This window comes from Pannonibacter phragmitetus (genome assembly GCF_050510895.1).
GTDB lineage: Bacteria > Pseudomonadota > Alphaproteobacteria > Rhizobiales > Stappiaceae > Pannonibacter > Pannonibacter phragmitetus_B.
The window spans coordinates 2,323,731-2,345,629 of sequence record NZ_JBNINT010000001.1; the positions used below are offsets into that span (position 1 = coordinate 2,323,731).

The window sequence follows — 21,899 nt, forward strand, 5'->3', positions numbered from 1 at the left end:
TCCTTCGATGCACGGATGGGGAGCGGGCCGTGCCCACTCCCCTTTTCCTGCACTATACGTCCTGTTTCAGTCTTTTTCATGCCCGCAGATCACTCTGCCGCGTCTGCCGCGGGCTCGTCGGTAATTGCGGGAAGATCGGACTGCTGAAGTTCCACGTTGAGACCCAGCGACCGCATTTCCTTCACGAGAACGTTGAAGCTCTCCGGAATACCGGCCTCGAACGTGTCGTCACCACGGACGATAGCCTCGTAGACCTTCGTACGGCCCGCGACGTCATCCGACTTCACGGTCAGCATTTCCTGCAGCGTGTAGGCAGCGCCGTATGCTTCGAGGGCCCACACCTCCATTTCACCGAAGCGCTGGCCACCGAACTGCGCCTTGCCACCCAGCGGCTGCTGGGTCACGAGCGAGTAAGGTCCAATCGAACGGGCGTGGATCTTGTCATCCACGAGGTGGTGCAGCTTGAGCATATAGATGTAACCCACGGTGACCTTGCGGTCGAAGGTTTCACCCGTACGCCCGTCGTAGAGGGTCGACTGGCCGCTGGCGTCAAGGCCAGCTGCATCGAGCATATCCACGATGTCCGGTTCATGCGCGCCGTCGAAGACCGGCGTTGCAATCGAAACGCCCTTCTTCAGCTGTTCGGCAAGACGCAGAACGCTCTCGTCATCATAACGCTTGACCGCATCGCCCTTGATGTTGTCGCCGTAGAGTTCATGGATCTCGCCCTTAAGAGCCTGGATCTCACCCGTCTTGCGGTACTCATCATAGAGCTCGCCGATCTTCTTGCCCATGCCTGCGCAGGCCCACCCAAGGTGGGTCTCGAGGATCTGGCCCACGTTCATGCGCGAAGGCACACCCAGCGGGTTGAGCACGATGTCGACATGCGTGCCGTCCGCCAGAAACGGCATGTCTTCGTTCGGGTTGATCTTGGAGACCACACCCTTGTTGCCGTGACGGCCGGCCATCTTGTCGCCCGGCTGGATCTTGCGCTTCACAGCGACGAAGACCTTCACCATCTTCATGACGCCAGGGGCAGCTCGTCACCACGCTGCAGCTTCTCCACCTTGTCGATGAAACGCTGCTCGAGGCGCTTGCGGCTCTCGTCATACTGGCCGCGCAGGGCTTCCACTTCGCTCATGAACTTTTCATCGTCCATGGCAAACTGCCACCACTGCGAACGCGGGTATTCGCCAAGGACGTCACCGGTCAGGTTGGTGTCCTTCTTGAAGCCCTTCGGGCCGGCAATAGCGGTCTTGCCCAGCAGCATCTCGGCCAGACGGCCATAGACGTTACGGTCAAGGATTGCCTGCTCATCGTCACGGTCCTTGGCCAGGCGCTCGATTTCCTCGCGCTCGATGGCCATCGCACGCTCGTCCTTCTCGACGCCGTGACGGTTGAACACGCGCACTTCCACGACCGTGCCGGCGACGCCGGGCGGCAGACGCAGGGAGGTGTCGCGGACGTCCGAAGCCTTTTCACCGAAGATGGCGCGCAGAAGCTTTTCTTCCGGCGTCATCGGGCTTTCGCCCTTCGGCGTGATCTTGCCGACGAGAATGTCGCCCGGCTTCACTTCGGCACCGATGTAGACGATGCCGGCTTCGTCGAGGTTCTTCAGCGCTTCTTCCGAGACGTTCGGAATGTCGCGCGTGATTTCTTCCGGTCCGAGCTTGGTGTCACGGGCAGCGACTTCAAACTCTTCCAGATGGATCGAGGTGAAGACGTCATCGGACACGATGCGTTCGGACAGGAGGATGGAGTCCTCGAAGTTGTAGCCGTTCCACGGCATGAACGCGACGAGCACGTTGCGGCCGAGGGCCAGATCACCCAGATCCGTCGACGGGCCGTCAGCAATGATGTCACCCTTGGAGATGACGTCACCGACGCGGACCAGCGGACGCTGGTTGATACAGGTGTTCTGGTTGGAACGCTGGAACTTCATCAGGCGGTAGATATCGACGCCCGACTTGGACGGATCGAGATCTTCCGTGGCGCGGATAACGATACGGGTCGCATCCACCTGATCGACCACACCGCCGCGGCGGGCACCGATGGCAGCGCCCGAGTCACGGGCCACGATCGGCTCCATGCCGGTGCCGACGAACGGCGCTTCGGCACGCACCAGAGGCACGGCCTGACGCTGCATGTTCGAGCCCATGAGAGCGCGGTTGGCGTCGTCGTTTTCCAGGAACGGAATGAGCGCGGCGGCGACCGAAACCAGCTGCTTCGGCGAAACGTCCATCAGGTCCACGCGGTCGGACGGAACGAGCATGTTTTCACCGGCATGACGGCAGGTGACCAGCTCTTCCACCAGACGGTTGCCCTCGTCGAGGACAGCGTTGGACTGAGCGACGTAGTGCTTGGCTTCTTCCATGGCCGAGAGATAGACGACTTCGTCAGAGACGATGCCATCACGCACCTTGCGGTACGGGCTCTCGATAAAGCCGTACTTGTTCACGCGGGCGAAGGTCGCCAGCGAGTTGATCAGACCGATGTTCGGGCCTTCCGGCGTCTCAATCGGGCAGATACGGCCATAGTGGGTCGGATGCACGTCGCGGACTTCGAAGCCTGCGCGTTCACGCGTCAGACCGCCCGGTCCAAGGGCCGACAGGCGGCGCTTGTGCGTCACTTCGGACAGCGGGTTGGTCTGGTCCATGAACTGGCTGAGCTGCGAGGAGCCGAAGAACTCACGCACGGCTGCAGCGGCCGGCTTGGCGTTGATCAGGTCCTGCGGCATGACCGTGTCGATGTCGACAGAGCTCATGCGCTCCTTGATCGCACGTTCCATGCGCAGCAGGCCGACGCGGTACTGGTTCTCCATGAGTTCGCCGACCGAACGCACACGGCGGTTGCCGAGGTTGTCGATGTCGTCGATCTCGCCCTTGCCATCGCGCAGGTCCAGCAGCAGCCTGATGACAGCCAGGATGTCTTCCTTGCGCAGAGTGCGCACGGTGTCCGGGCAGGTCAGATCAAGACGCATGTTCATCTTGACGCGGCCGACCGCAGACAGGTCGTAACGCTCTGCGTCAAAGAACAGCGACTGGAACATCGCTTCAGCGGAATCAAGGGTGGGCGGCTCGCCCGGGCGCATCACGCGATAGATGTCGAACAGCGCATCTTCACGGCTCTCGTTCTTGTCAGCAGCAAGCGTGTTGCGGACATAGGCGCCGGTGTTGATGTGGTCGATATCGAGAACGGTCAGTTCCTCGTAGCCGCGCTGGATCAGCTCGTCGAGCAGCTTTGCGCTGATCTCGCCACCAGCTTCAGCGTAGATCTCGCCGGTCACGAAGTCGACGACGTCCTCGGCCAGATACTGGCCGTGCAGGTCTTCGTCAGTCACCTTCAGAGCCTTGACGCCCTTTTCGGTGAGCTGCTTGATCGTGCGAGCGGTGATCTTGCGGCCGGCTTCGATCACGACTTCGCCGGTGTCGGCGTCGATCAGATCATAGGAAGCCTTGGTGCCCTTCAGGCGGTCGCCGTCAAACGGCATACGCCAGGAACCCTTGCCTGCGCGCGTATAATCGATGCGCTGGTAGAAGGTGTTCAGGATCTCTTCGCCGTCGAGGCCGAGGGCCATCAGCAGGGAGGTGACCGGAATCTTGCGGCGGCGGTCGATACGCGCATAGACGATGTCCTTGGCGTCGAACTCGATGTCGAGCCAGGAACCGCGGTACGGGATCACGCGGGCAGCAAACAGCAGCTTGCCGCTGGAGTGGGTCTTGCCCTTGTCATGATCGAAGAACACGCCCGGGGAACGGTGCATCTGGGACACGATGACGCGCTCGGTGCCGTTCACAACGAACGTACCGTTCTCGGTCATGAAGGGGATGTCCCCCATGTAGACGTCCTGCTCCTTGATGTCCTTGACGGACTTGGCGCCGGTGTCTTCATCGACATCGAACACGATCAGGCGCAGGGTCACCTTCAGCGGGGCAGCAAAAGTCATGCTGCGCTGACGGCACTCCTCAACGTCGTACTTGGGCTGCTCGAACTCGAACTTGACGAATTCAAGCAGGGCCGTTCCGGCAAAATCGGAAATCGGGAAAACAGAGTTGAAGACCGCCTGGAGGCCTTCATCGGGACGGCCGCCCTTGGGCTCCTCAACCTGCAGGAACTGGTCGTAGGAAGCCTTCTGAACCTCGATGAGGTTGGGCATTTCCGTTACATCGCGGATCGATCCGAAGAATTTCCGGACACGCTTGCGACCGTTGAACGTTAGGGTCATTGTCGCTCCTCGTTCGTATCGCCTTGGGTGACGGCTGTCCGCAACGCCCCTTGTCCAATCGGGCAGCTTCGCCCGGGCGCTTCGGATAACCGTCCCCTATTCGGGACTAATGCCCCGGAAACGGGTTATACCCGCCGGGGCTAGGAAACGGTCCCGGTTACCTGGGACCGCCTTGGATCTTTCGATCCTATTACTTGAGCTCGACCTTGGCGCCAGCCTCTTCGAGCTTCTTCTTGAGGTCTTCGGCTTCAGCCTTGGAGACCTGCTCCTTGACAACCTTCGGAGCGCCTTCGACGAGCTCCTTGGCTTCCTTCAGGCCGAGGCCGGTGATGGCGCGGACTTCCTTGATCACGTTGATCTTCTTGTCGCCAGCGTCAGCGAGAACGACGTCGAATTCGGTCTGCTCTTCAACAGCAGCAGCCGGAGCAGCGCCAGCAACGGCAGCAACAGCCACCGGAGCAGCGGCGGACACGCCCCACTTCTCTTCGAGCATCTTGGACAGCTCAGCAGCTTCCATGACGGTCAGGGCGGACAGATCTTCAACGAGCTTTTCGAGGTTAGCCATTTCTTATGTACCTTACGTTCGAACCAAATGTTTGGTTACAGACAGTGTATTGCTTAGGGGGCGCCTTATGCGGCCTCGTCCTTCTTGGCATACGCGCCGAAAACGCGGGCGAGCTGCCCGGCCGGTGCGTTGACAACCTGGGCGATGCGGGATGCAGGGGTCTGGATCATGCCCACCAGCTTTGCGCGCAGCTCATCGAGCGACGGCATCGTGGCGAGAGACTTGACGCCTTCCGCATTCAGGTTAGTCGTGCCGAGAGCACCGCCGAGGATGACGAACTTGTCCGTCGTCTTGGCGAATTCCACCAGGGCCTTGGGGGCCGCGACCGGATCTTCCGAATAGGCGATCAGGGTCGGGCCCGTGAAGAGGCCGCCGATGTGCTCAAGGTCAGTGCCTTGAAGGGCAAGCTTTACAAGGCGGTTCTTCGCAACCTTTACGGTGCCGCCGGCGTCACGCACTTTCAACCGCAGTGCGGTCATCTGTGCAACCGAGAGACCCGCATAGTGCGCAACGACCACAACCGAAGTGCTACCCAGCTCTTCGTTGAGGGCGGTCACGAACTCGTGCTTTTCCGCTCTTTCCACTTGCCTACTCCATTTGATGGCGTTTCCGCCACCGGTTTGCCTTTGCCGCCAGCTTGGCAGTGCGGGGAAGCCCCGTACCACGTCACAGGCGACGCTCAGGGTTTCCTGTCCCCTCACCTCGCTTGGAGCGCGGCAAGGCATCTGGTTCGAACCGTTGCAGAACCCGGCAAGCCGGAAACAAACTGGTTCTCACCCATCTATGCAGGCCCATTCGGCTTAGACCGGTTTCCCGGCACCTGCAGTCTCGGACAGGGATGATCCGGTACTGGACCGGACCAGTGCCTCCCGGCAGAACCGGGAGGAACCTCTTGGTTACAGAGAAAGGCCTGAGCATCAGCTCACAGCACAGTCTCTGTTTCGGCGAGCGAGAACCCGGCAGCATTTCTGCCGGGCCTTCTGCATCAGCCGTTGATCGAAGCCAGGTCGACCTTGACGCCCGGGCCCATCGTGGACGACAGGGCAACGCGGCGCATGTACTGGCCCTTGGAACCGCTCGGCTTGGCCTTCTGGACGGCATCCACGAGAGCGCGGATGTTCTCGACCAGAGCGTCCTGGGTGAAGGAGACCTTGCCAACGCCAGCGTGGATGATACCAGCCTTTTCGACGCGGAACTGCACGGCGCCGCCCTTGGCGTCACGCACGGCCGAAGCCACGTCCGGGGTCACGGTGCCGACCTTGGGGTTCGGCATCAGGCCGCGCGGGCCAAGCACCTTACCAAGACGGCCGACCAGCGGCATCATGTCCGGGGTAGCAATGCAGCGATCGAAATCGATCTTGCCGCCCTGCACTTCGTTGACCAGCTCTTCGGCGCCAACGATGTCTGCACCGGCAGCCTTGGCTTCTTCAGCCTTGTCACCACGGGCAAACACTGCGACGCGAACGGTCTTGCCGGTGCCGTTCGGCAGCACGCAGACGCCGCGAACCATCTGATCAGCGTGACGCGGGTCAACGCCGAGGTTGATCGCCACTTCGATGGTTTCGTCGAACTTCACCTTGGCGCGGTCTTTGAGCAGGGTCAGGGCTTCGCCGAGGCCGTAAAACTTGTTGCTGTCGATGCCTTCACGAGCAGCACGGATACGCTTGCCAATCTTCGCCATGATCTTACTCCGTGACCTCGAGGCCCATAGAACGGGCAGAACCCTCAACCATGCGCATCGCCGCTTCCACGTCGTTCGCGTTGAGGTCCTTCATCTTGGCGGCGGCGATTTCACGCACCTGCGCCTTGTTCACCTTGCCAACCGTGCCGCGGCCCGGGGTCTTGGAACCGGACTTCAGACCAGCAGCCTTCTTCAGGAAGAAGCTGACCGGAGCGGTCTTGATCTGGAAGGTGAAAGACTTGTCGGAGAAATAGGTGATCACGACCGGGCACGGAGCGCCCTTCTCGATATCCTGGGTCTGCGCGTTGAACGCCTTGCAGAATTCCATGATGTTGAGACCGCGCTGACCGAGTGCGGGACCGATCGGGGGAGACGGCGTAGCGGAGCCGGCTGCCACCTGCAGCTTGATGTAACCTTCGATTTTCTTCGCCATTATACTCTCCTAGCGAGTAAGCCGGTCAAACCGGCATTCAGGAGCGGGTGGTCTGGCTTGACAGACCCGGCGTAGGCGCGCCTCACCTGCCACCCTCTTCTGCCTGGACACCATGATGGCATCCATGCAGCTTTGGCCGCCCGTGGGCGGCCAGCTTGATCAGACCTTGTCGACCTGACCAAATTCCAGTTCGACCGGCGTCGGGCGGCCAAAGATCGACACGGCAACCTTGAGGCGCGCGCGCTCTTCGTCCACTTCCTCGACGAGGCCGGAGAAGGAGGCAAACGGGCCGTCCGACACGCGGACCTGCTCGCCAACCTCGAAACTGACCGACGGCTTCGGCCGGTCGACACCTTCCTGAACCTGGCTCAGGATACGGCGCGCCTCGGCCTCCGAAATCGGAACGGGCCTCTGCTCGGAACCGAGGAAGCCACTGACCTTAGGGGTGTTCTTGATCAGATGGAACGCCTCGTCGGTCATATCCATCTTCACCAGAACGTAACCCGGGAAGAATTTGCGTTCGGCGTCGACCTTGCGCCCACGGCGCACTTCGACAACCTTTTCCATCGGAACGAGGATTTCCTCGAACAGGTCAGAAAGCCCCTTCTGGGCAGCTTTCTCGCGGATGGACTCGGCTACCTTCTTCTCGAAATTGGAGTAGGCATGCACAATGTACCAGCGCTTGGCCATGACCTCAGTTCCGTTTCCTGTTTCGTGAAACCTTGCAGACGTCAACCGCCCACGCCGAGGAGCAAGCCAATGCCCCAGCTCATCAGCTGATCCGCCAGAAGGAAGAAGGCGGAAGCAAGCACAACCATCACAAACACCATGACGGTCGTCACGGCCGTTTCCTTGCGGGTCGGCCAGGTTACCTTTGCAGCTTCAGAGCGAACCTGCTGGATAAACGTAAAGGGATTGCTCTTGGCCATTCCGGTTCCGGTCTTGTCACGACGAGCGGGCGCGCAGAATCATCCGCGCGCCCCGCCCGAGTGGTCCTCAATAAGGCCTCGGCGGCCAATATTCAAGAACAAAATGGCAGGGGCAGCAGGGCTCGAACCCGCGACCTGCGGTTTTGGAGACCGCCGCTCTACCAACTGAGCTATACCCCTGCACGGACGGGACCTGAAGTTCCGTCCAAACCTGTTCTTATCTCCGGTTCAAGAAGCCCGCAAGAGGCCTATCAAGTCCAGAGGGGAAGGCGCCGGATGAGCCGGCGCCCGCCATCATCACTCGATGATCGATGCAACCACGCCGGCGCCGACGGTACGGCCACCTTCGCGGATAGCGAAGCGCAGGCCGTCTTCCATGGCGATCGGAACGATCAGCGTCACGACGACCGAGATGTTGTCGCCCGGCATCACCATTTCCGTGCCTTCCGGCAGTTCAACGATGCCCGTAACGTCCGTCGTACGGAAGTAGAACTGCGGACGGTAGTTCGTGAAGAACGGCGTATGACGGCCGCCTTCTTCCTTCGTCAGGATGTAGGCTTCGGCCTTGAACTTCTTGTGCGGCTTAACCGAACCCGGCTTGCACAGAACCTGGCCACGCTCAACGTCCTCACGGCCAACGCCACGGATCAGCGCGCCAATGTTGTCGCCTGCCTGGCCCTGGTCCAGAAGCTTGCGGAACATTTCAACGCCGGTCACGGTCGTCTTCTTGGTGTCGCGGATGCCGACGATCTCGACTTCCTCACCCACCTTCACGATGCCGCGCTCAACACGACCGGTCACCACGGTGCCACGGCCAGAGATCGAGAACACGTCTTCGATCGGCATCAGGAACGGCATATCGATCGGACGGTCCGGCGTCGGGATGTAGGCGTCAACAGCCTCCATCAGAGCGCGGATCGCGTCACGGCCGATGGCCGGGTCGCGGTTTTCAACCGCTGCCAGTGCCGAGCCCTTGACGATCGGAATGTCGTCGCCCGGGAAGTCGTAAGAGGAGAGCAGCTCGCGCAGCTCCATCTCGACGAGATCCAGAAGCTCTTCGTCGTCGACCTGGTCGACCTTGTTCATGAACACGACCAGAGCCGGAACGCCAACCTGACGGGCGAGCAGGATGTGCTCACGGGTCTGCGGCATCGGGCCATCAGCGGCCGAGCACACCAGGATCGCGCCGTCCATCTGCGCAGCACCGGTGATCATGTTCTTCACGTAGTCGGCGTGACCCGGGCAGTCAACGTGAGCGTAGTGACGGTTTGCCGTCTCATACTCAACGTGTGCCGTCGAGATCGTGATGCCGCGCGCCTTTTCTTCCGGCGCTGCGTCGATCTGGTCATAGGCCTTGGCAACCGCGCCGCCGGTCTCAGCCAGCGTCATCGTGATCGCCGCGGTCAGCGTCGTCTTGCCGTGGTCAACGTGGCCGATCGTGCCAATGTTCACGTGCGGCTTCGTGCGCTCAAACTTTTCCTTCGCCATCGGCGTCGCTCTCTATCTGTTACGCAGTTCGGTCGTCAGGTTCGAGGCGGGACGCTTTCCGGCGGCACCGGCAGCCATCTCAGGCGCCGCGGCCAGTTCGAATTGCTTCCCGTTCTGTTCAGGACCCTGAGCGAGCGAAGCCCGCACCGGTCAATCTGATCGGCACCCAGTGATGGAGCGGGTGAAGGGATCGAACCCTCGTCATCAGCTTGGAAGGCTGCTGCTCTACCATTGAGCTACACCCGCGCACCGGACCTCGGGAGACGATGGTGGAGGAGGTTGGATTCGAACCAACGTAGGCTTAGCCAACGGATTTACAGTCCGTCCCCTTTAGCCACTCGGGCACTCCTCCATTCCGTCAGGCCTCTGATCCGAAGCAGTCAGGATGGCTTCACAGACCGCCCCGTCCAACCGTCCGGGGTGTCCTGTGGCGCGTGTTATGCAGATAGGGTTCCCCGCTGTCAACGCCGATTTGGATTTCTTTCAAGAAAATTCGTGGCCATCCGTTTTCCCGCTTCGCGAGCGAGCGACCCAAGCCCGCGCCGCCTTTGGGTTTCCCTTGACTTCGGACGGTTTCGTGAAGTTTTGCACAGGCTTGGCCGAAATGGCCCCTCTCGTACCGCGATGCAGCAGAAAGAGGACTTCCAGCCCTCAGGCTTCAGAAGAATCTGTCAGGACAGGAGAATCTCTGGCTCATTCATGCAGCGCAAAGCCCTCTTCCTCTTTCCCGTCTCACATATAGAGAGTAGGAGAGCGGCATGAGCGAACATTCTTCTGGCCCGCAGCGCGGGCGCCCCTTCACCAGCAAGGCCCGTCCCGGCAAGGGACAGGGCTTCGTCAAGCCAGCCCCACGCCGCCCCGGCCTGCCGCCGGAGGGACCAGTGCTGCTTTATGGCCTGCACACCGTGGAAGCCGCCTTCCGCAACCGGGACCGCCGCCGCATTCGTCTCTATGCAACAGAGAATGCGGTGAACCGGCTCGAGGAGCGCGGCGTCAAGATTGATGTGCCCGTCGACATCCAGATGCCCCGCGCCCTTGACCGGATGGTGACCCGCGATGCCGTGCATCAGGGCATGATCCTGGAAGCCGACCCACTGCCCGCCTATGGGGTGAAGGAACTGAAGGGCGCAAGACTGGTGCTCGCCCTCGATCAGGTGACCGATCCGCACAATGTGGGTGCGATCCTGCGCTCCGCCGTTGCGCTCGCCGCCGATGCCGTTGTCACGACCGAGCGCCACGCACCTGAGGAAGGCTCCGTGCTGGCCAAATCCGCATCCGGCGCGCTGGACATGATCCGGCACGTGCGCGTCAAGAATCTCGCCAAGTTTCTGGAAGAGATGGGCGAGCAGGGCTTCTTCCGCGTCGCCCTCGACAGCGATGGCCCGGCAACGCTGGAAGAGACCACTTTTGGCAGCAAAACCGTGCTTGTTCTGGGGTCTGAAGGCAAAGGCGTGCGCCCCGGCGTGCGGGCAGCCTGCGATACCACGGCACGTCTCGACATGCCGGGCGAAATCCGCTCGCTCAACGTCTCCAACGCTGCGGTGCTTTCGCTCTATCTCGCCCGGAGCAAGATGGGCCTTTGATCGTCCTGCGCGGGACGCACTCCCGCGCAGACATTATGCAGCGCGTTGCTGGGGCGCTTTGCGCCTGTGCAGAAGGCCTGCCAGCCGGTCGGCCTCCAGCAGCACCCGGTTTGCCGGGCCGCCCTCACACAGGATCATCGCATCGATCAGCGCAGGATGCACCGGATCGGCGAGTGCGGCGCGCACCATGGCCAGCACCCTGCCCTCCTGATCTGACAGGCTGGCGCGGCAGCATCGGCACCCCGGATCACGGAAACGGAACGTGGTCTGGCGCACGGTTCGGATCGCCCGCATCAGACGCATCACCGCCACCGCGACCTCGCCGCCAAGCCCTCCCCAAAGCCCGCCTGCGCCGTCAGCAGCGCCTGTTCCCAGGCCTGACTTTGCGGCCGGGCATAGGACAGGCAGATCAGCCGCAGCACCTGCACCACTGTCTGCTCGTCGGGTGAGAGCATACTCACAGCGCCACCCGGACAGGACGGGGTCTGCGGGCGCTCGTCTGCGGTCTTGCGGGGCTCGGTGCTCATGTTGCCTTCTGCCTTGTCACACTTCAGCCTTCAGGGCCTTTGGCGTTTATTTCCCGTGAAATGACCCGGCATCAGCCGCCGGTCACGGCCTCGAAGCCCTCGAAGCGCGGCGGCCCCGCGTAGAGGTCCTTGTTGGACCCGGCGTTGCGATGAGCCTCGCGGAACTGCTCGGACCTGGTCCAGGCCAGAAAGTCCTCACGGCTCTCCCACACGGTATGTGAGGCATAGAGCGTGATGCCTTCCGCCTCGTCCGCTGCCCCTTTCAGCAGATGAAAGGTCTTGAAGCCCTTCATTTCGTCGAGACGGGAATCCCGGCCTTTCCATACGGCCTCGAAAGCCTCTTCCTGACCAGACTTCACCTTGAAGCGGTTCATTGCCACGAACATGCGTCTCTCCCTGCACAGCCGCCCGGACAGCCTTCTGCGGACGGCATTAAATACCTGAGTGGATAATTCATATTTACAGGCAGGCCACAGGTCAAGCCCCGGCTCCGGGCCGTATGGCCATGCAAGACGGCCGCGCCGCAGAAGATCCTGCATGCCCCTTGGCAAGCCGCACAGGTCATGCTAGATCGGTTGTAATGTTATTACATTATAAGAACGCAACTCCAGACCCACACGAGCGAACCATGACCAAACGCCTTCCCGTCACCGTGCTATCCGGCTTTCTGGGCGCCGGAAAGACAACGCTTCTCAACCACATTCTCTCCAACCGCGAAGGGCTTCGCGTTGCTGTCATTGTCAATGATATGAGTGAGGTGAACATTGATGCCGCCCTTGTGCGCGATGGCGGGGCCAACCTGTCGCGCACAGAGGAGACCCTTGTGGAGATGACCAACGGCTGCATCTGCTGCACCCTGCGCGACGACCTGCTGGTGGAAGTGCGCCGCCTGGCGGAGGCCGGCCGCTTCGATTATCTCCTGATTGAATCCACCGGCATTGCGGAGCCTCTGCCTGTTGCCTCCACCTTTGAGTTCCGCGATGAGAATGGCGAAAGCCTGTCCGACATCGCCCGGCTCGACACCATGGTGACGGTGGTGGATGCGGCGAGCCTGCTCGGCCATTTCGGCTCGGTCAGCCTGCTGGATGATCTGGGCGAATCCCTTGGCGAAGACGACACCCGCACGCTGATCGACCTGCTGGTGGACCAGATGGAATTTGCCGATGTCATCGTGCTCAACAAGGTATCAAGTGCTGCACCGGAGGCATTGCAAGCGGCCCGCAAGATCATCCGTTCGCTTAACAGCGAGGCTCGCGTGATCGAGGTGGACCATGGCCAGGTGCTGCTGTCCGACGTGCTGGGCACCGGACGCTTCGACTTCGACCGGGCCCACGCGCACCCGCTCTGGTACAAGGAGCTGAACGGATTTTCCGATCACGTGCCGGAGACGGAGGAATATGGCATCCGCTCCTTCGTCTACCGCGCCCGCCAGCCGTTTGATCCGGAAAAGCTGCAGGCCTTCATCAACCGCAGCTGGCCCGGTGTCGTGCGGGCCAAGGGCTTCTTCTGGCTGGCGACCCGGCCGGAGTTCGTCGGCGAACTCAGCATGGCAGGCGCACAGGTGCGCACCGAAAAGCGCGGTCTGTGGTGGTCCGCCGTGCCCAAGACCCACTGGCCGGACCACCCGGACTGGCAAAGGGCCATGGCACCTTACATGGATGCGGAATGGGGCAACCGGCGGCAGGAGCTGGTGTTCATCGGCACGGACCCGATGGATGAGGAAGCGCTGCGCCGCGACCTATCCGCCTGCCTCGTGCCTGCCTCGTCCTTTGCCCCGGCCAGCTGGCGCAATCTCAAGGACCCCTTCCCCGCCTGGGGCCGTGCCGCAGCCTGACATCATCACCGGCGGGGCCACATTTCACCCCGCCGTATCTTCCTCTTCTTTCCGGCCTCTCCTCATCAGTGGAAAAATTGCATGAAGGCAGATGCACATCCGCCAAACCCATGCTAAAAGCCGCGAAAGATGCCGGTATAGCTCAGCAGGTAGAGCACCTGATTTGTAATCAGGGGGTCACGGGTTCGAACCCTGTTGCCGGCACCACCCTCTCCCAGATCTGACAATCGTTCCTGATGCGGCCTGCGCAGGGGTGCTGCTGGCCATATTCGCGAAAAAACACGTCCGGAAAAGAGAACGGCAACCCCCGGGGGTGGGAGCTGCCGCTTTGCACGCAGACTGGTCGATGGGGAACTCAGCCGTTGCGGTAGGTGTAGCTGTAGCCGTTGATGGCCGGGGCGCCGCCGAGGTGGGCGTAGAGCACCTTGGAACCGGCCGGGATCTTGCCCTTGCGGATGAGGTCGATCATGCCCTGCATGGACTTGCCCTCATAAACCGGGTCGGTGATCATCGCCTCGGTGCGGGCGGCCATACGGATGGCTTCGTTGGTCTCTGCGCTCGGAACGCCATAAGCCGGATAGGCATAGTCCTCGACGATGACAATCTCGTCCTCACGCACCGGACGGCCCAGCTCCACCAGATCAGCGGTACGGTCGACAATCTCGCGCACCTGCGAGCGGGTCTGCTCCGGCGTGCCCGAGGCATCGATGCCGATCACACGGTCGGCGCGGCCATCGGCAGCAAAGCCGACAATCATGCCAGCCTGAGTGGAGCCAGTGACGACGCAAACGATGATATAGTCGAAGCGGATGCCCATTTCGGCTTCCTGCGCCCGCACTTCCTCAGCAAAGCGCACATAGCCGAGACCGCCAAAGGGATGGACGGAGGCGCCTGCCGGAATGCCATAGGGCTTGCCACCGGCATCCTTGACGGACTGCAGCGCGTCTTCCCAGCTCTTGCGGATGCCGATGTCAAAGCCATCATCAACGATGCGGCTGTCTGCGCCCATCAGACGGGTGAGCAGAATGTTGCCGACGCGGTCATAGACGGCATCTTCATGCGGCACCCAGCTTTCCTGCACCACCACGCACTTGAGGCCGAGCTTGGCTGCGGTTGCGGCGACCATGCGGGTGTGATCTCGACTGCACGCCGCCGATGGAGACAAGCGTATCAGCCCCCGAGGCCAGCACGTCCGGAACGATATACTCCAGCTTGCGCAGCTTGTTGCCACCGAAGGCAAGGCCGGAGTTGCAGTCGTCACGCTTGGCGTAGATCTCCACAGCGCCGCCCAGCTCGGCCGACAGGCGGTCAAGCTTCTCGATCGGGGTCGGGCCAAAGGTCAGGGGTAACGTTCGAATTTGTCCAGCTTCAGCATTGTTCGCTCCATTCTTGAAAGGTGGCGGAACGCTAGCAGGAAGGATATGAAAGGTGCTTGCATTCTTTACTTATGAATGATCATCTGATTTCAGATAACGAGCTTGAATATAATTATTATTCCGGATTTATGTTTCATAATGAAAGACTCTTTCACCCCTGAATCCCTCGACCGCATCGATCGCAAGATCCTGCATCTGCTGCAGCAGGATGGGCGCATGTCGAACGCGGATATCGCCGCTGCGGTCAATGTAAGCCCCGCCACCTGCCACCGGCGTATCCGGCGCTTGTTTGACGATGGCTATGTGCGGGATGTCCGGGCAGTGATCGATCCGCAGAAGGTCAGCCGGGGGCCTTGGTCATGGTGGGGGTGGAGCTGGACCGCTCGACACCGGAGAGTTTCGCCGCTTTCGAGGAGGCCATCCGCAAGCTGCCCGTTGTGCTCGACTGCCATCTGGTGGCGGGAGACTTCGACTTCTTTCTGAAGATCCGTGTCCGCGACATGGCCGATTTCAACCGTCTGCATGCCGAACAGCTGATCGCCCTGCCCGGCGTCCGCCAGACGCGCACTTTCTTCGTCATCAAGGAAGTGGTCGACAATGCCCGCCTTGATTTCTGAAACAGGATCAACGCCGGTAGACTGCCGCATTCCAGCAATCGCGCCTTGCGGTGGCGGGCAATCTGGCGGATGAATGGCGGGCGGCGCGGAGCCGCGGCAGAAGCAGCACCCGAGTTCCAGAGCCAATGACCCAGAGAGAAATCCACCCCGGCCGCATCGCGCTGGTTGCCAGTGACACGGAGGAGGCCCATCAGGCACTCACCGCGCTGACGGCGCTGTATGGCAACGCCACACCTGGCGAAGCGGATGTGATCGTGGCTCTCGGCGGCGATGGCCTGATGCTTCAGACCCTGCACCGCTTCATGAATTCCGGCATTCCGATCTATGGCATGAACCGGGGTTCCGTCGGCTTTCTGATGAACGAGTATCAGCAGGACGGCCTGCTGGAGCGGCTGGCGGCTGCGGATGTGACGACGATCCACCCGCTCTACATGCAAGCGATCGATCAGGCCGGCGTGCAGCACAGTGCCCGTGCCATCAACGAGGTTTCCCTGCTGCGCCAGACCTATCAGGCGGCCAAACTGCGCATTTCGGTGGATGGCCGCGAACGGCTGGAAGAACTGATCTGTGACGGCTGTCTCGTGTCGACCCCTGCGGGCAGCACAGCCTACAATCTGTCCGCCCACGGACCCATCCTGCCGATTTCGGCCCCGCTGCTGGCACTGACCCCAATCAGCGCCTTCCGTCCCCGCCGCTGGCGCGGCGCACTGGTGCCCAATCATGCGGTTGTTGAAATCGAGGTGATGGAGAGCGCCAAGCGCCCGGTCAGCGCCGCAGCCGATCACACGGAAATCCGCAATGTGGCAAAGGTAAGCGTGCGCGAGGACAAGAGCTCTGCCTGCCTGATCATGTCGGACGCAGGCCATGGCTGGGACGAGCGCATCCTTAGTGAAATGTTCCGCTATTGACCTTGAACTGTCTCAAGCGGATTCTCGGACAGTACAGGCAGGGGCAAGGAAGCAGATCATGATCAGCGATGACGATCTTCAGGGCAGCGACGTGGAATTTGTCACGCCGCCAACGGACCTGCGCAAGAAGGTGCGGGTGATGAGCCAGCGTGAGGCGGCCAAGTTCGACCCCATCAAGGCGGCTGAAGCAGCACTGGAGCGGCTGTCTGTCCAGTTCGACGGCTGGATGCACAAGGAGACCGGGCAGCTGTTCGCCGACTGGAGCCTCATCGAGGCGGAGGGGCTGAACGACACGACCCTCGCGAAACTCTACAATACGGTTCACAACATCAAGGGGCAGGCACAGACGCTCGGCTATCCGCTGGCAGGGGCCGTGGCGGGAAGTCTCTGCCATCTGATCGAAGCGGTAAATACACCTGCACACCTGCCACTGACACTTCTGCGCCAGCATGTGGACGCGATCCGCGCCATCGTGGCCGAAGAAGCCCGGGACGTGGCTAATCCGACCGGCGCGGCTCTTTTGCACAAGCTGCAGGACGTGACACAGGATTATATCGAACGCACTGTCCCTGCTAAGGACTGAGCCTGACGCACAGGCCCTGGCTCTACGCAGCGGCCAGAAGTTCCGTGGTCACCAGCATCCGCGCTTCCTCACGGGCAGCTTCCAGGACCAGCGTCCGCATCAGGGCGAAGACATCCTCCACCCCGCCGCTAACAGCCATGTCTTCAAGCCCGGCACTGATGGCCTCCATCACGGCGCGAGTTGTGGCGGGGGCCTGATCCTGCAGGAAACTGCAATCCGCCTCCCTGTAAGTCTCGACCATCAGCTGAAACACAGCGACCGTGCGCTGGGGCAGACCGGTGGCCATGAGCAGGGAGCGAAGGGCTCCGGCACGTCCGGTGGCCAGCAGATCCGCCACCCGCGCCTGCGGCTGGCCGCAAAGAGCGGACAGGCAGGCAGACAGAACCCGAAGCCGGCCCATACCGGCGGCCCGTAGCATCAAACGGGCCGTGAGTTGACCGCCTGCGCGCAGATGTTCAACGAGACCGGCCAGTTCCGCGTCCGTTGCTCCGGTCGCCAGCACCACGGTCGCACGCTCGCGGGCTTCCTCAAGATAGGTCTCTGCGCTTTCCGTAAGCGCCTCGCCGGCAAGCACCAGCGCCTGAGCTTTCAGGCCATCGGTCAAGGCTGTCAGCAGTGTGTGGCGGATGGTCAGCGGCAGCCCGGCGCGGGCCAGAAGCCGGCTGCGCACTGCGGCGTCGTCGGCAAAGCGTTCGGCAAGACGGGACAGGCTGAAAGAGACGATCACCGCATCGGGATTGTCGAGCAACACGGCGCAGGCTTCCGGTCCAGCCACTTCCGCCAGCGCAGCAGCGACTGGTGCTGAAAGGTTCCGGCGCCGGGCAATGGCGCATTGCACCGCGCCGCAGCCTTCCGCAGCCAGATCGATCAAATCGCAGTCTGGCACCAGCGGCGAAAATTCGAGGATGGGCGAGGCAATCAGCGCTGCATCACGGGCAAGCGCCAGCACCACGGGGCGCGGCGCGTCCTCCCGGCGGGCAAAGACGTCTGCAAGAGCAAAGCGGACTTCAGGCGCGGGATCATCCAGCAGATAGGTCAATGCAGCCTGACAGTCGCCCCGCTCTGCCTCGCTCATCGGCGAATGCAGGAAGGCGCGCGCGAGCGCAGCGGTGGCCTCGGCGCGCTCTGCAGGCGCTGCCGTACCGGCCCAGGACAGAAACTGACGAATGATCATGACGCGTGACCCGAACACACAATGCACCTCAACAAGGTGCAAATCACAGTGCCACGCAAAGGCTTAACGTTCGGTTCACCATAAATGAGGCAGAGGTCCGCCACTGCCAGCGCCGCCCTTGCCTGCTCAGGCCGGCGGCAGCAAATCGCGCTTCACGCCGAGCGGCGCATAGTTGAGGAAGCCGGTCAGATCCAGAGGCCCGTCCTGCGTCTGGGCAATAGCCCCTTCCCCGCCCGCCAGCTGGGCCACCACACGTGTGCCGCCAACAGCGCGAGAGAACACGTGATCATCTTTCACACCGGCGAAGGCCGCCAGATAGCTGCCGGACATGGTCGCCTTGCGCGAGCCAGCATCATCGCGGAACAGGGCCTCAAAGGGTGCGCTGGTCTCAGCGGCCTGGAAGGCTCTGTCCACCCGTGCCCCTACCGGATCGCCCGAACCGGACTCCTCGGCAAAGCCGGTCAGGATGCGGCTCTTTGGCAGATCATCCGTGCCCTGCGCCGAAGCGACCATCACGGCAGCGGACCCATCATGCTTGCTGACGAGAACGTCATAGACCTGCGCCAGCGTCCGGGCTGACCCGGCATCATCATAGAAGATGGCCCGGTTGGCCTTCGCCTGGGCAGGAAACATCTGGGCGGCGGAACTCTCCGGGCTCACCTGCGCCGAATTGATCAGCCGCGATGCACCTTGCGCGCCAAGGAAATGGGCAATGTAAAGCTCGCCCTGCTTCGGATCCCGGCCAAGGCGATTGGAGAGGAACTCGGCATTCTTGCGGGTGAATTCACCTGCCATGCGGGAGGAAACCTCCGGATCCTTGCGCAGGTCCAGAATCTCCTGACGCATATCGGGATCGCTGACACGGTATTTTCCGGTGGCCGTCTTTTCGATCTGATCGGCATAAGACTGCAGGCCGTGCCTGCCGCCGCTGTCCTTGACAGTTTCAAGCCAGGTCTGTTCAACAAACTGGAACAGACCGGTCGCACTGGAGGTCTTCGACTGCGCCGCGGGCTGGAACGAGGATCCCGCGCAGCCGTCTTCAGCAGGTAGTCGAAAGACGTCCCCGTCGTAGTGCTTGCGGTCTGGAAGGCTTGCTCGATCCGCGACGCGATCGAGGTGGAGTCTGCAACACGCATGAACCCGTCTCCTCGATGTAAAGATTACCACACGGTTAAGATCCAGTCCAAATGGTTAACAAATAGTTAACGCGCATCCAGTACCGGTTAACGAGCGTGAATTTCAATGGGAAAGAGGCCGAAAACCCTGACAGATATGCGGATAGTTCGCCGGAACAAGCCGGACCGCTAAGCCTGAAGCCGTCGCGGTCCGGCAAAAGCGACTCACCCTTTGGGGCGGGTGAGCTCAAAAACGTCACGGGTAACGTCATAATCCTTGTAACCAAGGCGGGAAAGCAGCTCCAGCCGCGAGGGCACGACACGGCCATTCTCGATGATGCTGTCATCGATATGAACGCCGATCACCTGTCCCAGAACCATGTAGTTCTGGACAGCATTGCCATCGAGGTCCTTCAACTGCTGGATTTGCAGCATCCGGCATTCAAGCGCCGCCTTGGCCCGCTTCACGCGTGGCACCTTGACCAGATTGGAGGGTGCCATTTCGAGGCCGGCCAGCTCGAATTCGGACACTTCGGGACCAACAGGGGCGGAGGTTGCGTTCATCTCGTCGCGCAGGTCATGGCTGACGATATTGCACACGAACTCGCCCGTCGCTTCGATGTTGCGCACGCTGTCCTTCCAGCCGGAGGAGGAGAACATGACGATCGGCGGCGTATCAGCCACGGCGTTGAAGAAGCTGTAAGGGGCGAGGTTCGCCGTGCCCTCCGCACTCAGGGACGAGATCCAGCCGATGGGGCGCGGCGCAACAAGGGCCTTGAAGGGGTTGAAGGCCAGCCCATGAGCATTGGAAACGGTGTCATAGAACAACAGCTTACTCCCCGGCCCAGTGGGTAACGATGCTGGCAAGCTCCGGGCGCGGACGCTCGAACGGCGCCTGCGTCGGCGTTCCGATATGGATGAAACCGGCGAAGCGCTCTCCCTCGGTTGCCCCAAGATAGCGCGCCGCCTCGTCATCGAAACTGTACCACTCGCTGATCCACTGCGCACCGAACCCGGCTGCCGTGGCTGCAGTGAGAATGTTCATGCAGGCGGCACCGGCCGACAGCTCCTGCTCCCACACCGGAATCTTCGGATGAACGGCAGCGCGGCTCAGAACGCCGATCACGACACCCGAACGGATAAAGCGGTTGAGTTCCTGCGTTCTCTGCGCCTCCGAGAGCGGGCCATTCCGGCTTTCTGCAAGGGCTGCCAGACGTTCACCGATTCTGCTGCGTACCTCCCCCGCATAGACGACAAAGCGCCAGGGTGCGAGTTTCCCGTGGTCGGGAACACGCGCGCCAATGGTGAGGATCTTTTCCAAGGTTTCTGCATCTGGGCCGGGCTCGGACAGGGTTATGGCCAGATGCGACCGGCGGGCTAGCAGAAAGTCGGTAACATGCGGATACGGCTTGGCAAATTCGCTCATGGAAGCCTCTAAAGCGGTGGGATAAAATCTGGCAAAAGTGGTAAGCTTTTAACCTCACTTGTCAACCGGGCTTGCATGCGACTTGAATTCGCCCGATTTTCCGGGCCATTAACTCTCTGGAAACGGATGTGGCAGCCCATGGCCACAGCATCCGGAAGCATGAATTGGCCTTTGCCGGATCTGACAGAAGATCCGCAGCGAGTGGCAGAGGGCCAGCGCAGGAAAAATGATGACGGGAAACAACCGCAGCGCAGGACTGGCACGGACTTTAAGGCGCGCTCTGACCGCAGCCTTTATGGCTCTTCTTGCAATGCAGACAGCGGCGGCGGCCCAGGAGGCGACGGCCGTGCCAGCGGACCAGCAGCCCCCTCTCTGGATTCAGGCACGGCTTTCTCTGCGCCATTGTCCCCTCCGACACCTCTGGGAAAGCCGCATCTCCCGGGATCCCCCGAGGGCGTCTCGCCGGATCCCTCCGCGGTTGAGGGCGCCACGGCGGCGGTCCCGCTTCTGTCGCCAGAGGACCCCGCAAGCCGTTTCAACGACACGCTCGTGCCCTATGCACCGTCCAATACGTTGACGGATGGCACTCAGTCAGGCCTTGAAAAGGGTGCCGTTTATCTGGTTGCGCGGCTGACGGAAGGAGCAGCGCAGATCTCTGACGGACTGCTCTGGCGGGTTTATGGAGAAGCCCCGAATGCCAGTGGCGAACTGGAACTGGTGGCAACGGCCATGGGTGGAGATGCAGAGTTCCGGCTCGATCCCGGCACCTATCTCATCCACACCTCCTACGGCTTTGCAGGCTCTACCAACCGTCTTGTCGTTGGCCGCGGCGTCTATTCCAAGACGGTCGTGCTCAATGCTGGGGGCATAAAGCTGAACGCAGCCCTTGGCCCGGATGATCCCCTGCCGGCAGATGACCTGCGGTTCGACATTCTCGGCATGAATTTCAACGCCATAGGAGAGCGCGAGGTCATCGTTTCCGGCGTCAAGCCTGAGACCATCGTGCGCCTCAATGCCGGTACCTATCATGTGGTCAGCCGTTATGGCGATGTGAATGCCATCGTGCGTGCGGACATCTCCGTTGAAGCGGGCAAACTGACGTCAGCAACGCTGTTCCAGAATGCGGCCAGTGTGACACTCAAGCTCGTCAACGAACTGGGCGGCGAGGCTATCGCCAATACGGCCTGGACCATCCTCACGCCCGGCGGCGACACAGTGGTGGAAGGCAACGGCGCCTTTCCATCCTTCATTCTCGCAGCAGGTGAGTACGAAGTGGTCGCCCGGAACAATGGCGTCAACTACAGCCGCAATTTCACGGTCGTCTCCGGCGAGAATGAAGAGGTCGAGGTGCTCGCCCGTACCGAAACCTCCAACGCCAGCCAGCTCCCGCAAAACTGACAGGCACAGTTCAACAGACATGAAAAGACCGCCGCAG

Annotated in this window: 19 protein-coding genes, 4 tRNA genes and 3 pseudogenes; 7 read left to right on the forward strand and 19 right to left on the reverse strand. The window is 61.5% G+C overall.

Annotation, left to right across the window (positions count from 1 at the left end):
* Window positions 1-89 precede the first annotated feature (89 nt).
* The 11 genes and pseudogenes from rpoB to ACQB61_RS11040 all read right to left on the reverse strand — a co-directional run bounded on the left by rpoB (window position 90) and on the right by ACQB61_RS11040 (window position 9,673).
* A pseudogene (gene rpoB, locus ACQB61_RS10990) lies at window positions 90-4,225 on the reverse strand (DNA-directed RNA polymerase subunit beta).
* A gap of 190 nt (window positions 4,226-4,415) precedes the next feature.
* Entirely contained in the window at window positions 4,416-4,790 is a 375-nt protein-coding gene (gene rplL / locus ACQB61_RS10995) for a 50S ribosomal protein L7/L12 (protein WP_334253379.1), read from the reverse strand.
* 65 nt (window positions 4,791-4,855) lie between these two features.
* Entirely contained in the window at window positions 4,856-5,374 is a 519-nt protein-coding gene (rplJ, locus tag ACQB61_RS11000) for a 50S ribosomal protein L10 (protein ID WP_430512643.1), read from the reverse strand.
* Between the two features lie 401 nt (window positions 5,375-5,775).
* The gene (rplA, locus tag ACQB61_RS11005; protein ID WP_430512644.1) at window positions 5,776-6,471 is read right to left on the reverse strand and encodes a 50S ribosomal protein L1; all 696 of its coding nucleotides are present in this window, start codon (window positions 6,469-6,471) and stop codon (window positions 5,776-5,778) included.
* 4 nt (window positions 6,472-6,475) lie between these two features.
* Window positions 6,476-6,904: a 50S ribosomal protein L11 gene (gene rplK, locus ACQB61_RS11010; RefSeq protein ID WP_430512645.1), complete on the reverse strand. Its 429-nt coding sequence runs from the start codon at window positions 6,902-6,904 to the stop codon at window positions 6,476-6,478.
* 159 nt (window positions 6,905-7,063) lie between these two features.
* Window positions 7,064-7,594, reverse strand: coding sequence for a transcription termination/antitermination protein NusG (gene nusG, locus ACQB61_RS11015; RefSeq protein ID WP_430512646.1), 531 nt, complete (start codon window positions 7,592-7,594; stop codon window positions 7,064-7,066).
* A 41-nt stretch (window positions 7,595-7,635) separates the two neighbouring features.
* Window positions 7,636-7,833, reverse strand: a complete 198-nt coding sequence (secE, locus tag ACQB61_RS11020; protein WP_430512647.1) for a preprotein translocase subunit SecE — start codon at window positions 7,831-7,833, stop codon at window positions 7,636-7,638.
* Window positions 7,834-7,937: 104 nt separating this feature from the next.
* Window positions 7,938-8,013 (reverse strand) — tRNA-Trp (locus ACQB61_RS11025).
* Window positions 8,014-8,130: 117 nt separating this feature from the next.
* On the reverse strand, window positions 8,131-9,321 hold the full coding sequence (gene tuf, locus ACQB61_RS11030) for an elongation factor Tu (RefSeq protein WP_430512648.1): 1,191 nt from the start codon (window positions 9,319-9,321) through the stop codon (window positions 8,131-8,133).
* A gap of 173 nt (window positions 9,322-9,494) precedes the next feature.
* A tRNA-Gly gene (locus tag ACQB61_RS11035) sits at window positions 9,495-9,567 on the reverse strand.
* A gap of 21 nt (window positions 9,568-9,588) precedes the next feature.
* Window positions 9,589-9,673, reverse strand: a tRNA-Tyr gene (locus ACQB61_RS11040).
* 406 nt (window positions 9,674-10,079) lie between these two features.
* Here ACQB61_RS11040 and ACQB61_RS11045 point away from each other — a divergent pair.
* Window positions 10,080-10,904, forward strand: a complete 825-nt coding sequence (locus tag ACQB61_RS11045) for a TrmH family RNA methyltransferase (protein WP_058900188.1) — start codon at window positions 10,080-10,082, stop codon at window positions 10,902-10,904.
* A gap of 33 nt (window positions 10,905-10,937) precedes the next feature.
* On the opposite strand, the gene ACQB61_RS11050 is transcribed toward ACQB61_RS11045, so the two are convergent.
* The 3 genes from ACQB61_RS11050 to ACQB61_RS11060 form a co-directional block, all read right to left on the reverse strand.
* Window positions 10,938-11,216: a hypothetical protein gene (locus ACQB61_RS11050; RefSeq protein ID WP_430512649.1), complete on the reverse strand. Its 279-nt coding sequence runs from the start codon at window positions 11,214-11,216 to the stop codon at window positions 10,938-10,940.
* Window positions 11,207-11,431: a hypothetical protein gene (locus ACQB61_RS11055; RefSeq protein WP_430512650.1), complete on the reverse strand. Its 225-nt coding sequence runs from the start codon at window positions 11,429-11,431 to the stop codon at window positions 11,207-11,209. Before ACQB61_RS11055 ends, ACQB61_RS11050 begins: the two co-directional genes overlap by 10 nt.
* Before the next feature lie 71 nt (window positions 11,432-11,502).
* The gene (locus tag ACQB61_RS11060; protein ID WP_430512651.1) at window positions 11,503-11,817 is read right to left on the reverse strand and encodes an antibiotic biosynthesis monooxygenase family protein; all 315 of its coding nucleotides are present in this window, start codon (window positions 11,815-11,817) and stop codon (window positions 11,503-11,505) included.
* 242 nt (window positions 11,818-12,059) lie between these two features.
* Here ACQB61_RS11060 and ACQB61_RS11065 point away from each other — a divergent pair, with 242 nt between their 5' ends.
* A complete protein-coding gene (locus ACQB61_RS11065; RefSeq protein ID WP_430512652.1) occupies window positions 12,060-13,265 on the forward strand; it encodes a GTP-binding protein in 1,206 nt (401 codons plus the stop codon).
* A gap of 131 nt (window positions 13,266-13,396) precedes the next feature.
* Window positions 13,397-13,472 (forward strand) — tRNA-Thr (locus tag ACQB61_RS11070).
* A 148-nt stretch (window positions 13,473-13,620) separates the two neighbouring features.
* On the opposite strand, the pseudogene ACQB61_RS11075 reads toward ACQB61_RS11070, so the two are convergent.
* Window positions 13,621-14,640 (reverse strand): annotated as a pseudogene (locus ACQB61_RS11075) (1-aminocyclopropane-1-carboxylate deaminase).
* 139 nt (window positions 14,641-14,779) lie between these two features.
* On the opposite strand from ACQB61_RS11075, the pseudogene ACQB61_RS11080 reads away from it, so the two are divergent.
* From ACQB61_RS11080 to ACQB61_RS11090, 3 genes and pseudogenes are all read left to right on the forward strand, one after another.
* Window positions 14,780-15,258, forward strand: a pseudogene (locus ACQB61_RS11080) (Lrp/AsnC family transcriptional regulator).
* 125 nt (window positions 15,259-15,383) lie between these two features.
* Window positions 15,384-16,166 carry an NAD kinase gene (locus ACQB61_RS11085; protein WP_430512653.1) on the forward strand — a complete coding sequence of 261 codons (783 nt, stop codon included), beginning with the start codon at window positions 15,384-15,386 and terminating at the stop codon, window positions 16,164-16,166.
* Between the two features lie 58 nt (window positions 16,167-16,224).
* Entirely contained in the window at window positions 16,225-16,749 is a 525-nt protein-coding gene (locus ACQB61_RS11090; protein ID WP_430512654.1) for an Hpt domain-containing protein, read from the forward strand.
* A gap of 22 nt (window positions 16,750-16,771) precedes the next feature.
* On the opposite strand, the gene ACQB61_RS11095 is transcribed toward ACQB61_RS11090, so the two are convergent.
* From ACQB61_RS11095 to ACQB61_RS11110, 4 genes are all read right to left on the reverse strand, one after another.
* Window positions 16,772-17,923, reverse strand: coding sequence for a DUF2336 domain-containing protein (locus ACQB61_RS11095; RefSeq protein WP_430512655.1), 1,152 nt, complete (start codon window positions 17,921-17,923; stop codon window positions 16,772-16,774).
* Window positions 17,924-18,049: 126 nt separating this feature from the next.
* On the reverse strand, window positions 18,050-19,090 hold the full coding sequence (locus ACQB61_RS11100; protein ID WP_430512656.1) for a lytic transglycosylase domain-containing protein: 1,041 nt from the start codon (window positions 19,088-19,090) through the stop codon (window positions 18,050-18,052).
* A gap of 173 nt (window positions 19,091-19,263) precedes the next feature.
* Window positions 19,264-19,866 carry a flavin reductase family protein gene (locus ACQB61_RS11105; RefSeq protein WP_430512657.1) on the reverse strand — a complete coding sequence of 201 codons (603 nt, stop codon included), beginning with the start codon at window positions 19,864-19,866 and terminating at the stop codon, window positions 19,264-19,266.
* Window positions 19,867-19,870: 4 nt separating this feature from the next.
* A complete protein-coding gene (locus ACQB61_RS11110) occupies window positions 19,871-20,464 on the reverse strand; it encodes a nitroreductase family protein (protein WP_430512658.1) in 594 nt (197 codons plus the stop codon).
* Between the two features lie 549 nt (window positions 20,465-21,013).
* Between ACQB61_RS11110 and ACQB61_RS11115 the strand changes: the two genes are divergently transcribed.
* Window positions 21,014-21,862, forward strand: coding sequence for a hypothetical protein (locus tag ACQB61_RS11115; RefSeq protein ID WP_430512659.1), 849 nt, complete (start codon window positions 21,014-21,016; stop codon window positions 21,860-21,862).
* Window positions 21,863-21,899: the final 37 nt, after the last annotated feature.